Annotated in this window: 11 protein-coding genes and 1 pseudogene; 6 read left to right on the top strand and 6 right to left on the bottom strand. The window is 67.5% G+C overall.

The window, feature by feature from the left end; translation table 11 throughout:
* Positions 1–61: 61 nt before the first annotated feature.
* Positions 62–1,303 (bottom strand): NADH:flavin oxidoreductase, encoded by a 1,242-nt coding sequence (locus ACH49X_RS02400; protein WP_357209256.1) that lies wholly within the window; start codon positions 1,301–1,303, stop codon positions 62–64.
* A complete protein-coding gene (locus tag ACH49X_RS02395; RefSeq protein WP_357111551.1) occupies positions 1,300–1,959 on the bottom strand; it encodes a helix-turn-helix domain-containing protein in 660 nt (219 codons plus the stop codon). The genes ACH49X_RS02400 and ACH49X_RS02395 overlap by 4 nt, the downstream gene beginning before the upstream one ends.
* Before the next feature lie 89 nt (positions 1,960–2,048).
* On the opposite strand from ACH49X_RS02395, the gene ACH49X_RS02390 reads away from it, so the two are divergent.
* From ACH49X_RS02390 to ACH49X_RS02375, 4 genes are all read left to right on the top strand, one after another.
* Positions 2,049–2,900, top strand: coding sequence for an SDR family oxidoreductase (locus ACH49X_RS02390; RefSeq protein WP_357209257.1), 852 nt, complete (start codon positions 2,049–2,051; stop codon positions 2,898–2,900).
* A gap of 185 nt (positions 2,901–3,085) precedes the next feature.
* Entirely contained in the window at positions 3,086–4,330 is a 1,245-nt protein-coding gene (locus tag ACH49X_RS02385; protein WP_357209259.1) for an ABC transporter substrate-binding protein, read from the top strand.
* Between the two features lie 38 nt (positions 4,331–4,368).
* Positions 4,369–7,161 (top strand): branched-chain amino acid ABC transporter permease/ATP-binding protein, encoded by a 2,793-nt coding sequence (locus ACH49X_RS02380; RefSeq protein ID WP_357209261.1) that lies wholly within the window; start codon positions 4,369–4,371, stop codon positions 7,159–7,161.
* Positions 7,158–7,892: an ABC transporter ATP-binding protein gene (locus tag ACH49X_RS02375; protein ID WP_357209263.1), complete on the top strand. Its 735-nt coding sequence runs from the start codon at positions 7,158–7,160 to the stop codon at positions 7,890–7,892. The genes ACH49X_RS02380 and ACH49X_RS02375 overlap by 4 nt, the downstream gene beginning before the upstream one ends.
* A 68-nt stretch (positions 7,893–7,960) precedes the next feature.
* Here ACH49X_RS02375 and ACH49X_RS02370 read toward each other — a convergent pair whose 3' ends face one another.
* Positions 7,961–8,482, bottom strand: coding sequence for a nuclear transport factor 2 family protein (locus tag ACH49X_RS02370; RefSeq protein ID WP_195080244.1), 522 nt, complete (start codon positions 8,480–8,482; stop codon positions 7,961–7,963).
* Between the two features lie 180 nt (positions 8,483–8,662).
* Between ACH49X_RS02370 and ACH49X_RS02365 the strand changes: the two genes are divergently transcribed.
* On the top strand, positions 8,663–10,366 hold the full coding sequence (locus ACH49X_RS02365) for a 3-ketosteroid-delta-1-dehydrogenase (protein ID WP_357209265.1): 1,704 nt from the start codon (positions 8,663–8,665) through the stop codon (positions 10,364–10,366).
* Between the two features lie 107 nt (positions 10,367–10,473).
* On the opposite strand, the gene ACH49X_RS02360 is transcribed toward ACH49X_RS02365, so the two are convergent.
* Entirely contained in the window at positions 10,474–11,280 is an 807-nt protein-coding gene (locus tag ACH49X_RS02360; RefSeq protein WP_357111564.1) for an SDR family oxidoreductase, read from the bottom strand.
* A 347-nt stretch (positions 11,281–11,627) separates the two neighbouring features.
* Here ACH49X_RS02360 and ACH49X_RS02355 point away from each other — a divergent pair.
* Positions 11,628–11,839: pseudogene (locus tag ACH49X_RS02355) on the top strand (FAD-binding protein); the annotation flags it as partial.
* Positions 11,840–12,082: 243 nt separating this feature from the next.
* On the opposite strand, the gene ACH49X_RS02350 reads toward ACH49X_RS02355, so the two are convergent.
* Positions 12,083–12,403, bottom strand: coding sequence for a ferredoxin (locus tag ACH49X_RS02350; protein WP_357209266.1), 321 nt, complete (start codon positions 12,401–12,403; stop codon positions 12,083–12,085).
* Positions 12,403–13,572, bottom strand: coding sequence for a Rieske 2Fe-2S domain-containing protein (locus ACH49X_RS02345; RefSeq protein WP_357209268.1), 1,170 nt, complete (start codon positions 13,570–13,572; stop codon positions 12,403–12,405). The genes ACH49X_RS02350 and ACH49X_RS02345 overlap by 1 nt, the downstream gene beginning before the upstream one ends.
* Between the last annotated feature and the right edge of the window lie 238 nt (positions 13,573–13,810).

Below are 13,810 nucleotides of genomic sequence, written 5' to 3'. Positions count from 1 at the left end.
CTCTGACGTGCCTATTTCTATTAGGAAATAGTGCCACATCTCCATCGGTATGTGAAGCGGATCACGAAGGAAGGGCTAGTGCATGCGGTGCCGTATCGCTGCCCGGTCGGCCGGTCGAGGCCAGTGGACACCGCGTGCCGGTGAAGATGCTGGCCGCACACAGGTTGCAGTGGATACACAGCGATTTCTTCGCCGACTCGGACTGGATGCGGTTGATCAGATCCGGCTCGCGCAGCAGGGCTCGGGCCATGGCGACGAATTCGAATCCGTCGTCCATCGCGGCGTTCATGCCCGCGAGATCGGTGACGCCGCCGAGCAGGACCAGCGGCATATCCAGCTCGTCGCGGAACTGGCGGGCATAGTCGCGAAAGTAGAGCGGTTCGTAGGAATAGCGCCGGAACACCATGCTCCCGAACATCTTCATGCCCAGTTTGACCAGACCGCGCTGGGTCGCGGCCATCTCCCGCACCGGCACATCACCCCGGAACAGGTACATCGGATTCAGCAGTGAGGAGCCGCCGGTCAGCTCGAGCGCGTCGACGTAACCGTCGCGCTCGATCATCTGTGCGACGGTGAGCGACTCGTCGAGCCAGAGACCGCCGGGGACGCCGTCGGCCATGTTCATCTTCGCCAGCACCGCGATCCTCCCGTCGGCGGCCTCGCCGACCGCCTGCAGGATGAGCCGGGCCAACCGGGCTCTATTGGCGAGCGAACGGCCCCAATCGTCCTTGCGGCGGTTGAGCTTCGGGCTGAGGAACGAGCTGGCGAGGTAGTTGTGCCCGAGATGAACCTCCACCGCGTCGAATCCCACCTCGATCGCGTGCCGGGTCGCTTGGGCGTGAGCGTCGATGATCCGGTGGATGTCGTCCTCGGTGGCGGCCCGATCGAGGCTCATCGACAGCGGGTTGGGCCGGGTGGACGGAGCCAGGGACGGCAGGCCGGTGGAGCGCGAGTTGGCAACCGGCCCGGCGTGCCCGATCTGAGCCGAGATCGCGGCGCCCGTGGCGTGTACGGCGTCGGTGAGCTTGCGCAGGCCGGGCAACGCCTCCGGCCGCCAATAGATCTGGTCCCTTTCGGTGCGCCCTTCGGGTGACACGGCGAGGTAGGCGACGGTCGTCATGCCGACACCGCCTTCGCCGACCGCGACGTGGAAGTCGATCAGCGCGTCGGTGACCAAGGCGTCGGTCGTGACTCCCTCGAAAGTCGCGGACTTGATGATCCGGTTGCGCAACCGCACCGGACCGAGCGAGGCGGGTGCGAGGGGATCCGGCCGGGCGGGTGGCGTGGCGGGCGCTGCGGTCATGGCGAAACTCCTTGTGCGGATTGATGTGTACGGCGCGCGAGCTGGTCGGACGGGATGGTCACGGGGGCATGGATGTCCATCCATCGCAGCATCTCGTCGACCGCGTCGGCGCAGTCGCCGTCGGCGCCGGCGTCGGCCCACTCGATCAGGGCGGCGAATGCCGCCGCCTGGTACGCGGTGGCCAGCGCGCGGCAGATGGCTGCGGGAGCGTCGGGGAGCCGGCTCGCGATATAGCGCGCCAGCGTCTCGATCCAAGGGCGGTAGGCGAGCGGTGCGGTGGCGGCGAGTTCGGGCTCGGAGGAGATCAGGCGCAGCCAGTCGGGCGCGACGCGCCGGACCCGTGGCTCATGCGAGACCGACTCGACGATGGCCGAGCGGATGACGACCGACGGCTCGCCGGTGCGGGGGGCGTTGTCGAGGGCGTCTTGTAGCCGCGCTGTCGCCGGTTGGACTCCCAGCCAGGCGATTTCCGACCGCGACGAGAAGTGACGCAGCAAGGTCCGTGTGCTGATTCCCGTGGCGCGCGCGAGATCGCTCCAGCTCGTCGAAGCGTATCCGCGTTCGGACCACAGACGGAGCGCGCTTTCGGCGACAGCCGCGCTGTCGAGCACCGAGGGTCGGCCGCGTCCACGGGAAGCGGAGATCTGATCGGTCACCGCGACAGCTCACCATTTTTGGCGAAGTGTGTCAATATTGCGCCGCATCCGATCCTCAATGCTGGAAACAGCGGAAAGCAGGTGCTCTGGTGGGTGTTTATGTCGTGACCGGGTCGGCCTCCGGGATGGGGCGAGCCGTGGTGGACAAGCTGCGCGAAGGCGGGCACACCGTCGTCGGAGTCGATCTCCGAGACGCCGAGATCATCGCCGACCTGTCCACCGGGCAGGGGCGGCGCGCGGCCGTCGACGGTGTACTCGCCGCGGTGGACGGGCGCTTGGACGGCGCCGTGCTCGCGGCGGGAGTCGGTCCCGCCCCCGGCGCCGAACGACCGCGGCTCATCTACGAGGTGAATTGTCGTGGCGTGATCGAGTTGCTCGAGGGCTGGCGGTCGGCGCTGGCCGGGGCCGCCGAGGCCAAGGTTGTCGTCTTCGGCAGCAACGCGACAACCACTACGCCCGCGGTACCCAGCCGGGCGATACGGGCGCTGCTGGCCGGCGATGTCGACAAAGCATTACGAGCGGTGCGCTTCTTCGGCAAGAACGCGCCGGGCATCGCCTACGCGGCCTCGAAGATCGCGGTCACTCGCTGGGTGCGGCGTCATGCTGTGACCGCCCGGTGGGCGGGCGAAGGGATCCGGCTCAACGTGCTGGCTCCCGGCGCCGTGCTGACCCCCTTGCTCGAGCAGCAGCTCGCCACACCGGCCGAAGCCGAGGTGATCCGCCGTTTCCCGGTACCGATCGGCGGATTCGGCGACGCGCGGGATCTCGCGGAGTGGGCCGTGTTCATGCTGTCCGAATCCGCGCGGTTCCTCTGCGGGAGCGTGGTGTTCGTCGATGGCGGCAGCGACGCGTACTTCCGGGCCGACGACTGGCCGCGCGCTGTCCCGCTGCGCAAGCTCGTCGGCTACCTGCGGCGCTTCGGCGGTTCCGGCGCTCGCTGACCCGGATCCGCGTTTCCGGCGCTTCCGCCACCGATTGTCCCGGTCACCGGGAACTGCCCCTCGGAGACGGTGGCGGAATACGCACATAATTCTCCGCCCACATCGGCAGTGATGTGGCTCACGCGAGGACCTTTTCGTCGGGACGACCCGGTGCGGCCTCGCCTTCGGAGAAGGAGAACCAGATCATGAGACTTGATGGTCTGAGTCGTCACCGGCGAGCCATCGCCGGCATCGGCGCCGCAGTCCTGATCACCGCACTCGCGGCGACGGGCTGCGCCGGCGATGACGAGTCGAACAACAGCGCCGTGGCCGGTGCGCCGACCACGGCGCTGCCCGACAAGCCGGCCACGGGTACACCGGTGCGCATCGGCTTCGTATCGACCGAGGGCGGCGCCGTGGTGTCGTTGCCGGAGATGCGCCAGGGCGCCGAGGCGGCCGTGGCATACGTGAACAAGAACGCGGGCGGCATCGCGGGCCACCCCATCGACCTGGTCGTGTGCAAGCAGCAGGAAGAGCCGACTTCGGCGACGAAATGCGCGAACCAGTTCGTCGAGCAGAAGGTGGCCGCCGTGCTGTCCCCCGGCACCTCCCAGGGCGGCACCATCCTTCCGATCGTCGCCGGTGCGGGCATTCCCTACGTCACCCTCAACGGTGTGTCCCCGCAGGAGCTGACCTCCCCCGACTCTGCGGCACTCTCGGCCGGCCTGCCCGGCACCATCACCGCGATGGCCGCGGCGGCCAAGGACAAGGGCATGCGCACGTTCACCCTGTTCGCCAGTGACGGTGGTGGCCTGGGCGCCTTGGTCGACGCCATGGGCGCGCCCCTGTTCCAGAGTGCGGGCGTGACCTTGAAGGTGGTGCCGATCCCGCTCGGCGTGCCGGACCCTACGCCGCTGGTCACTTCCGGACTCTCGGGCAAGCCGGACGGGGTCGGGGTCATCGCCGATGCCGCGACCTGCACCTCGGTCTACAAAGCGATTCAGACCACCGACCCCGCAGTCCAGAAGGTCTACATCCCGGTCTGTCTGGCTCCCGACGTCACCGAAATCATCGGCATGGACGCGGTGCGGGGTAGCACCGGCATCACCGCGACCGACTACCTGTCGGATCGTCCCGACACGGTGTTGTACCGCTCGGTCCTGCAGACCTACGCGCCTGAGGCGACAGTGACCGGCGCGGCCTCCTCCGGATACCAGGTCGTCGCGGCGCTGGCTCTGGCCACCCGCAGCATTCAGGGCGAGGTCACCCCGGCGAGCATCAAGGAGGCGCTGCGGACCGCGAAGGGAATCGAGATGCCGGCGGGCGGCGGCGTCACCTTCACCTGTGACGGCACCGCCGTGCCACAGATGGCGTCGATCTGCTCGCGTCAGATGCTGATCGGCCCGATCAACGACCAAGGTGTGCCGGTGAACCTGAAAGTGACCGGATAGTCCCGGACGGCAATGATATTCGGCCAGGGAGATCAGCCATGACTGACCATCTTTCGTATCTCGTGCTCGGCCTCGGCAACGGGGCGGTGTACGCCGCGCTCGGGCTCGCGCTCGTATTGACTTTCAAGAGTTCCGGGGTGGTGAACTTCGCGACCGGCGCGGTCGCGCTCTACGCTGCCTACACCTATGCCCTGCTGCGCAAGGGCGAGCTGATGGTCCCGATACCGGGACTGCCCGAGACCATCGATCTCGGCGGACCGCTCGGTGTCGTTCCCGCCATGGCGATCTCCCTGGTCGCTGCCGCCGTTCTCGGGGTGCTGTGTTACGCGTTGGTCTTCCGCCCCATGCGCAGCGCCTCGGTAATCGCCAAGGCCGTCGCCTCGATCGGACTCATGGTTGTGGTCCAGGCACTGATCGCTCAGCGGGTGGGTACACACCTGGTCGCGGTGAAGCCGATCTTCGCGCTCGACACCTTCTCGCTGGGTGATCGCAAGGTGCCCACCGATCGAGTCCTTCTAGCAGCGTCCATCGTCGGACTTGCCTTGGTAACAACCTTGATCTTCCGCTACACCCGGTTCGGCGCGGCGACCGAGGCCGCGGCGGAGTCGGAGAAAGGCGCGTATCTGACCGGGCTTTCGCCCGACCGGATCGCGTTCAGCAACTGGGCGCTGTCATCGGTGGTCGCGGGCCTCGGCGGCATCCTCATCGCACCTTTGGTGGCGCTCAATCCTGTGGCGTACTCGTTGTTCATCGTCCCGGCGCTGGCCGCCACTCTGGTCGGCAATTTCAGTTCGATCTGGTCGACCGTGGCCGCCGGAATCGCCATCGGCGCGCTCCAAGCCGAGGCGACCAATCTCCAGGGTCTCTACAGCTGGTGGCCGAGAGCCGGTACGGCGGAGGCCATTTCGCTCCTGCTGATCTTGGTTTTCCTTGTGATCAAGGGTCGTCCACTGCCGGACCGGGGTTCGGTGATCCGCCGGACGCTCGGGCGCGCGCCGCGTCCCGACCGCGTCCTCGCTCCCATGCTGGCATCCCTTGCCGTCGCGGTCGTCGCATTGTCGGCGACCTCCGGCAGCTACCGTGCCGCGATCGTCAGCAGCGTCATCTTCGCGGTTCTCGGGCTCTCCCAGGTAGTGGTCACCGGATACGCCGGTCAGGTGTCGCTGGCGCAGCTCACCCTCGCGGGAGTGTCGGCATATGCGCTGAGTGTGCTGAACCAGCACCTCGGCATACCCTTCCCTTTCGCGCCGATCCTCGCCGCCCTGTGCGCCACCGCGGTCGGTGTGGTCGTCGGCCTGCCGGCGCTGCGGGTGCGCGGGCTGCCGCTGACAGTGGTGACTCTCTCCCTCGCGGTGTTCGTGGAAGCCTTCTGGTTCCGCAACCCGTCGCTCAACGGCGGCGTCCACGGCGCGCCTGTCGACGCCCCCCGGCTCTTCGGGATCGAATTGGGCATCGGTACGGGCCAGGCATATCCACGGATCGCCTTCGGTCTGCTGTGCTTGGCGGTGCTCACCGTCGTCGGCCTCGGCGTCGCGTGGCTGCGGCACAGTAGTCTCGGTACCGACATGCTCGCCGTGCGGGCCAACGAGCGGTCGGCGGCGGCAGCGGGCATCGATGTCTCCAGGACGAAGCTGATCACCTTCGCGATCGGCGCGTTCATCGCAGGCCTCGGCGGCGCGTTGCTCGGGTATCAGCAGAGCTTGGCTACCCCGGAGCCGTTCGCGGTGTTCCTCGGGATCTCGCTGTTCGCCGTTGTCTATGTCGCGGGTGTCACCTCCATCACCGGAGGGATTCTGGCCGGTGTGATGGCGCCCGGTGGCATCCTCTACCTGCTGGTGGACCGGTTCCTGCATATCGGTGACTACTATGCGGTGCTCAGCGGTCTGCTGCTCGTGGTGACGGTCATGACCAATCCCGACGGCCTCGCCGGCAAGCTCCCGCGGATTCCGTGGCCGGCACTGCGGCGCCGCGCCCGTCACGCCGACGAGGTGTCGCCGATAGCTGCCGAGTCCTCGGACGCCGCCGGGCGTACGCGCGATGTGGCCACACCGATTCTCAGCGTGCAAGGAGTGAGCGTCAGCTACAGTGCCGTGAAGGCCGTCTCGGACGTCGGTTTCGAGGTATGTTCCGGAGAAATCGTCGGCCTCATCGGACCCAACGGAGCGGGGAAAACGTCCGTCATCGACGCGATCACCGGCTTCGCGGCGGCCACCGGAGCGGTGACCCTGGCCGGCGAACCGCTCGCCGGACGGCCACCGCACCAACGCAGCCGCGCCGGCCTCGGCCGCAGTTTCCAGGATGTGGAGCTCTACGACGACCTCACCGTTGCGGAGAACGTCAGGGTGGGCGCGGCCCGCTCACAGTCGCCACTACCCGTCGCGCAACGGGTGGCCCGGACGCTGGCAGTCCTCGGCCTGAGCGATCTGGCCGATCAGGAGGCCGGAATTCTGTCGCAAGGGCAGCGGCAGCTGGTCTCGATGGGGCGGGTCCTTGCGGCCGAACCCGTCGTAGCGCTGCTCGACGAGCCGGCTGCTGGTCTGGACACCGTCGAAAGCCGTTGGCTGGGAGAGAGATTGCGTTCTGTTCGCGACGACGGAACCGCCGTCCTCCTGGTCGATCACGACATGGAGCTGGTGCTCACGGTGTGCGATCGGGTCATCGTGCTGGATTTGGGCACTGTGATCGCCAGCGGAACACCCGAGCAGATCCGCACCCATCCGGAGGTACTGCGGGCATATCTCGGGGTACCGGCGGACACCGTCGACCTCGACGCCGAAGCCGTGCCGGAATTGCACGTCCGCCGGGCGACATCTCAGGAGGCGACGCTGTGACCACGCTGGAATGCCGGGGCCTCACCGCCGGGTATCTGAAGGAGCGCCCGTGTGTGCGTGAGGTGGACCTCGCGCTCGAAGCCGGGCAGATCACCTGCCTGCTCGGACCGAACGGCGCCGGAAAGACGACACTGCTGATGACACTGGCCGGGTTGCTTCCTCGCGCAGGGGGAGAGGTCGAGGTGGTAGGGCGGGCGGTGCGTGGTGGCCGTCCACGGGACGCGGTGCGGGCCGGAATGGTTCTCGTTCCCGACGATCGCGCCCTGTTCCGGCAGCTGAGCACCAAACAGAACCTGATGCTCGCGGTAGCGGACCGCTCCCGGCGCCGCGCGGGCCTGAACCAGGTACTCGAGTATTTTCCCTCGTTGGAGAAGCGGCTGGGCGTCGCCGCCGGACGACTGTCCGGCGGCGAGCAGCAGATGCTGGCAATCGGCCGGGCGATCTTACAACGCCCGAAGGTGCTCCTGATCGATGAGCTGAGTATGGGTTTGGCCCCGGTGATCGTCACCGAGATCCTCGAGGTTCTGAAAAAGCTCGCCGCCGAGGAAGGGCTCAGCCTGCTGCTGGTGGAACAGCACGTGCACCTGGCACTCGGCATCGCGGACAAGGCCACGGTGCTGGTGCACGGACGGATCGCCGACGAGGCCACCGCAGCGGCCCTCCGGGATGATCCGGGCCGGGTGGAACGCGCCTACCTGGGTGCGAATGCCGCCGCGGCGTCTTCGGCCTGACGGCACCTGTGCAGGAGCGGCGAGTCACCGCGTTCTCGGTGACTCGCCGCCGGGGAGTGCCGCCGGTGTCAGGCGGGCTCGGAGGCACCCTGCGCGAACGACTGCTCGCACCAGTCGCGTTCGGCCTCGCTGAGTGTGCCGAGTTCCATCGCGCGCCGGCACCAGGCCGGGATCAAGCGGGCGAATTCGGCGGGGTCGTAGACATCCTCCTCTTTGGAGAACTTCCCATCGCCTGCGTAGGTGAGGATGCTGATATTGTCGGCGCCCATCTGCGAGCCGTCGCCGGGATCGCGCATCAGATTGTTCAGCTTGACCACAATCATGCCGTTGACGTCATCGATCAGGTGCCAATAGTCGGGGAACGACGTCATCGCGGACCCCGGGAACCTCGCCAGCGTCGGCTCAGCCCATGCCCAGATGGCTTCGGGACCCCTGAGTACGCCGACCATTTGTTCGTGGTATTCGGCGTCCGGCGTGAAAAGATCGACGAATTCGCGCCAGCTGCCCTCACCCGAGGCAGCTCGGGCCACGGTCGAGCGCCATGTCTGAAACGCCGATTCCAATTCTTCTCTGCTCCAAGTGTTGTTCATGGCCGGACGCTAACCAGCAGCTGACGCAAAGATCAGCAGTTGTTTCCGTTCAGTGGAATTCGCATCGCAGAAGCCGAGGACAGACAGGCGTCCCGCTCAATGGAAAGCCGCGCCGATTGATCGCTTCCCGAAACCTACCTTTACCTCATCTGTATCCCGTGCGAAGTGGAGTCCCGAACCATGGTGAAGAAGTCGATGCCGCCGCTCGCGGCCGCTCACGAGGTGACCGTCGATCTTCTCGTGATCGGATCCGGCACCGGCATGGCCGCCGCGCTTGCCGCCCACGAACTGGGCCTGTCGAGCGTGATCATCGAGAAGACCAGCCATGTCGGCGGCTCCACGGCGCGCTCCGGCGGCGCCTTCTGGATCCCGGGAAGCTCGATACTGCCGGACTCCGGACCCGAGGCGTTGGCAGACGCCGAGACCTACATCCGGGCGGTGGTGGGGGAGTCGGCTCCAGCCGAGCGGGGAAGGGCGTTCCTCGACAACGGGGCCGCCACCGTCGCCATGATGGAACGAACGACACCGATGCGGTTCTTCTGGGCGCAGGGGTACTCGGATTATCACCCGGAGGAGCCGGGCGGGCGTGCCGAGGGGCGCACCTGCGAGTGCCGCCCGTTCGACGCCTCGGTGCTGGGTGCCGAACGCCCGCGGCTGCGTTCGGGCGTGCTGGAGGCACCGGTTCCGATGCCGGTCACCGGTGCGGACTACAAGTGGATGAATCTTGTCGCGCGCAAACCGGTCAAGGCGTTCTCGCGCATACTGCGGCGCGCGGCTCTGGGAATCGGCGGCATGCTGATCGGTCGCGAATACCTCGCGGGGGGCCAAGCTCTGGCGGCCGGATTGTTCGCCGGTGTGCTCGAAGCCGGCATCCCGGTGTGGACCGAGACCAGCCTGGTGCGGCTGATCCACGACGCGGACCGGGTCACGGGCGCCGTGGTGCGTCAGGGTGAACGTGAAGTCACCGTGACCGTCCGCCGCGGGGTGGTGCTCGCCGCAGGAGGTTTCGATCACGACATGGAGGCCAGGCACAAGTTCCAGTCCGCGCGCCTTGCCGCCGGGGCCAGCCTCGGCTGCGAGGGCAACACCGGCGACGGAATCGTCGCGGCGCAGGACCTCGGCGCCGGCATCGCGCTGATGGATCAGGCCTGGTGGTTCCCCGCGTTCGCGCCGCTGCCGGGTTCCGCGCCCTCGGTCATGCTCGCGGAACGATCTCTGCCCGGTTCGTTCGTCGTCGATCAGACCGGTAGGCGATTCGTCAACGAGGCCACGGACTACATGTCCTTCGGGCAGCAGTTGCTCGAGCGGGAACGACGCGGAGACGCCGCCGAGCAGATGTGGCTGGTGTTCGACCAGCGGTACCGCAACAACTACATCATGGCGGGCCAGTACTTCCCCCGTCAGCCGCTGCCCCGCGAGTGGTTCGACGCGGGCATCGCGCACCGCGCGGACGACCCCGCCGCGTTGGCACGCGCGATGGGAGTTCCCGAGGCCGCGTTCACCGAGACCTTCCACAACTTCAACGGTTACGCCGAAGCCGGATCCGACCCCGAGTTCGCGCGCGGCGAGAGCGCATACGACCGCTACTACGGCGATCCCACCGTCGCGCCGAATCCCAATCTCGCGCCTTTGACCAAAGCCCCGTACTACGCGGTGAAAATGATCCTCAGCGATCTCGGCACCTGCGGCGGCGTGGTGGCCGACCAGCATGCGCGGGTGCTGCGCGAGGACGGCACGGTCATCGACGGGCTGTATGCCATCGGCAATACCGCGGCCAACGCCTTCGGCGCCACCTATCCCGGCGCAGGCGCGACCATCGGCCAGGGACTCGTCTTCGGTTACATCGCGGCTCGGCACGCTGCGGCGCGGGAGATATCCGAGTAGCGAAACGAGGCGGGCACCTTTCGCAGCCGCGTCGAAGCGCGCGAGCGAAGGTGCCCGCTTCCGCCGGGATCAGTGTGGTCTATCTCGCGCAGATGCGGACCGCGGTGTCACATATGTGAGCCGCCGTCGACCCGCACTTCGGTGCCGGTGACGAAGTACGCGTCGGCGGAGCCGAGCATCGCCACCACGGCCGCCACGGCGTCCGGCTGGGCGAAGATGGCGCCGTCGGGCAGGGGGAGCGAGGGGGACGCCTTGGTGAACAACGTGAAGTCGGCGTCGGCCGGCAGGCCCGGCCCGATGCTCTGCTTGGCCTCGCCACTGCCGTCGGTCATACCCGAGGAGATGGAGCCCGGCTGCACGGCGTTGAACCGGATGCCCTGCTTGCTGAACTCCATGGCCAGTGCGTGGGTCATCGCCTGGACGCCCGCCTTGGATGCGGCATAGGCCGACATGTACGGGTGCGCGAACGCGGCCGAGGTGGAGCTGAAGTTCACCACAGCCGGGCTGGTCCCCTCCCGCAAGGCCGAGATGGCCTCCCGGGTGACCAGGAATGTGCCCACCAGATTGATCCGCAGCACCTGCTCGAAGTCGGCGACGGTCGTCTGCTCGAAGTGCGCCGACCGCAGCACTCCCGCCGCGTTGACAAGCGTGTCGAGACCACCGAGGTGCGCCACTGCCTCCGCGACACCTGCCTTGACCGAGGCTTCCTCACCGATGTCCATGACCACCGTGGTCAGGTTTTCGCTGTGCGCACCGGCCTTGGCCAGTGTGTCTTTCAAACCGGCTTCGCTGATGTCCGCGGCCGCCACTCGACCGCCCTCGTCCAGAAGGCGCAGCACGGTGGCCTGGCCGATACCGGAACCGCCGCCGGTGACGAGGACGCGGCGATTGTCGTAGCGCTGCAGGTGTGGCATGCGCACGTACTCCTTCTCTCGATGATCGGCAGAGCCGTCGAGACACGGCGCCGCCCAGTCATCGATGGTGACTCGCTCGCACGCCCGGTGGACGCCCGCATCCCGCTCAATGGACTGCCGGCGAGAGACCAAGCCGCAGGCCGCCGCAGTCTGTGCCCGGCTTCGTCTCGGTCAACGGAAAGGCGCCGTCCGGTCGACGTGCGGCTGCCTGGCCTCAGCATCCCGGCGACGCCAGTTGCCACGGGAACGGGAGGTAATGGGCGATGAGCTGGGTCGATTCCGCAGGTAGTGGGACGAACAGTGCGAAGTGCTTGTGGTCGGTTCCGGAGGCGGCGCGCTGACCTCCGCTCGCCACCAAGGGCGGTCTACGCACCGGCATCGACGGCCGGGTCCTCGACTCCGCGGGGCTTCCTATCGCTGGACTCTACGCGGCGGGGAACTCCATGGCTGCCGTCAGCGGACCCACCTACCCGGGGGCGGCAACCCGATCGGTGCCTCGATGGAATTCGCCCATCGCGCGGCCTGCGACATCGCGAAATCGGCGCGGACGCATCCATGAGCCGCAGCCGCTGGGTGCCGCCCGCACCGTTGCGGTGCGGGCGGCAGTGCCCGGCGCCCGGAACCTGCTACCCGGCAGCCCGGATATCGCTCGGCTGGACGCCTCGAGCACGCACGCGGAGAGCACCCTCTGCGTCGATACGCGGCGCATCCATGTCACCGGACACTCGATGGGCCCGCCGCCGGGTCGTCATCAGGTTGTCAGTTCTCGCAGGGCATTGCGTCCGCCGCCCCGGTGGCCGGGCTACGCGACTTCTCGTGGTGCGCCACCACACGGGCGGGGCCCGTGATCGCTTTCCACGGCACCGCACTCCGCGGGAATCCTGAGTCGTCCCGATGTGGCTGCCGCGGCGATGGCGTCGCGCAGCCGGCCGCAGCCTGGTAGCGAAGGGTCGTTGCCCACCGTGTCGCGAAGCTCAGGGCAGCGGACGGCCGCGTCGGCGTTCCACTGAACGCTGGTTTGTTGCCAGCTGGCTTTGCGGACAAGGACTCCTGCACCGCAGTGGTCGCACTGGACCGGCGCCATCGGCGCCTCGTTCAGCCGTTCGTCGATGCGCGGCGTCATCAGGCAGAAGCCTCGGCGGAGCCGGCCCGGGCGGCCAGATCGGCGCGCGCGGCGAGATCGGCCCGGATCTCGGCCTGCCATGCCTCTACCGGGCGGGTGGTGTCCAGTTCGAATTCGAAGCGGTCCACCATTTCCGGGGTCACCTCCGCGGCGTCGACGTAGAACTGCTCGTACCAGCGGCGCAGCTGGTAGACCGGGCCGTCCTCCTCGCACAGCAGTGGATTGTCGATGCGCGCTTTGTTCTTCCAGATCACGACGTCCTGCTCGAACCCGATCTTCACCCAGTCGCCGAGGGCGATCGCCGTCGCCATCGCCTGCTCGTCGGGAAGACCCTGCGACTCTTTGACGATGATGCCGTACTGCAGCACGAAAGAGTTCGCATCGATCGGGTAGTGGCAGTTGAGCAGGACCGTGTGGTGATCGCCTTGCTCGTAGTGGTATGTCAGGTCGTCGATCATGAAGGACGGCCCGTAGTACGACGCGACCGACGAAGTGCCCAGCAGCTTGGGCGCGCCCTCGGGTCCGGGCAGGTCCTCGCGCGCCCCGCTCTTGAAGTACTGCGTGGCGATGTGGCCTTCGAACACGTTCTTGAAGTAGGTCGGCAGCGACCCGTGGATGTAGAAGAAGTGCGCCATGTCCACGACGTTGTCGATGATCTCGCGGCAGTTGGTGTTCACGACGGTGCGGTACCAGTGCCAGTCGGTCCACTCGTCGCTGGTCGCGCCGTCGATCCGGGGAATGGCGACATCCGGCGTCGGCTTCTTGCCTTCCGGGTCGTTCCACACGAACAGCATCCCGTCCTGCTCGAGCGCGTGCCAGGTCCGCGTCCGGGCCAGCGGCGGCACCCGGCGGCCATAGGGGATCTCCTTGCAGCGGCCGTCGCCGCCCCAGCGCCAGTCGTGGAACGGGCAGGCGACGGCGTTGCCCTTGACGGTGCCCTGACTGAGGTCGCCGCCCATGTGCCTGCAATACGCGTCGAGAACGTTGAGTTCGCCGTTCTCGCCGCGAAAAACCACGAGCTTGGTGCCGAATGCCTCGATGGCATGCGGTTTGCCGTCGGCGAAATCGCGGATCAGTCCGAGACAGTGCCAGCCGCGCGCGAAACGCGTCGGGGCCGCCGCTGCTTCGATATTGCGGACTTCCTGCGAATCCTGCTGAACCGGACTCATGTCCACCCTCCTCGGATGAAAGAACGCAAGCGAGCTGGTTGGGCCGCGATGCACGGCTGCTTGCGCTGCGCCCTCGTTGTAGCAGTCGCAGTGCGGCCGATCGGGTAGTGATTTCACTCACTGGGATGGGCGCGGCTCTGGTCGGTCATCCACCGACCGGACGACCGAGGCCTGAGCCGCCAGGGGCGCGCGGCGGGCTCTGTTTTCCCGGTGACTCCCCAGCGGGACGACGCCCCGG

This window comes from Nocardia sp. NPDC019323 (assembly GCF_044389845.1).
GTDB lineage: Bacteria > Actinomycetota > Actinomycetes > Mycobacteriales > Mycobacteriaceae > Nocardia > Nocardia implantans.
The sequence above is the reverse complement of the archived record's forward strand: the minus strand, read 5'-3'. Positions and strand labels throughout refer to the sequence as shown.

Bases quoted from the DNA above. Each gene is read 5' to 3' on its own strand.
- ACH49X_RS02400 (WP_357209256.1), bottom strand. From the start codon at position 1,303: ATGACCGCAGCGCCCGCCACGCCACCCGCCCGGCCGGATCCCCTCGCA.
- ACH49X_RS02385 (WP_357209259.1), top strand. From the start codon at position 3,086: ATGAGACTTGATGGTCTGAGTCGTCACCGGCGAGCCATCGCCGGCATC.
- ACH49X_RS02380 (WP_357209261.1), top strand. From the start codon at position 4,369: ATGACTGACCATCTTTCGTATCTCGTGCTCGGCCTCGGCAACGGGGCG.
- ACH49X_RS02370 (WP_195080244.1), bottom strand. From the start codon at position 8,482: ATGAACAACACTTGGAGCAGAGAAGAATTGGAATCGGCGTTTCAGACA.
- ACH49X_RS02365 (WP_357209265.1), top strand. From the start codon at position 8,663: ATGGTGAAGAAGTCGATGCCGCCGCTCGCGGCCGCTCACGAGGTGACC.
- ACH49X_RS02360 (WP_357111564.1), bottom strand. From the start codon at position 11,280: ATGCCACACCTGCAGCGCTACGACAATCGCCGCGTCCTCGTCACCGGC.
- ACH49X_RS02350 (WP_357209266.1), bottom strand. From the start codon at position 12,403: ATGACGCCGCGCATCGACGAACGGCTGAACGAGGCGCCGATGGCGCCG.
- ACH49X_RS02345 (WP_357209268.1), bottom strand. From the start codon at position 13,572: ATGAGTCCGGTTCAGCAGGATTCGCAGGAAGTCCGCAATATCGAAGCA.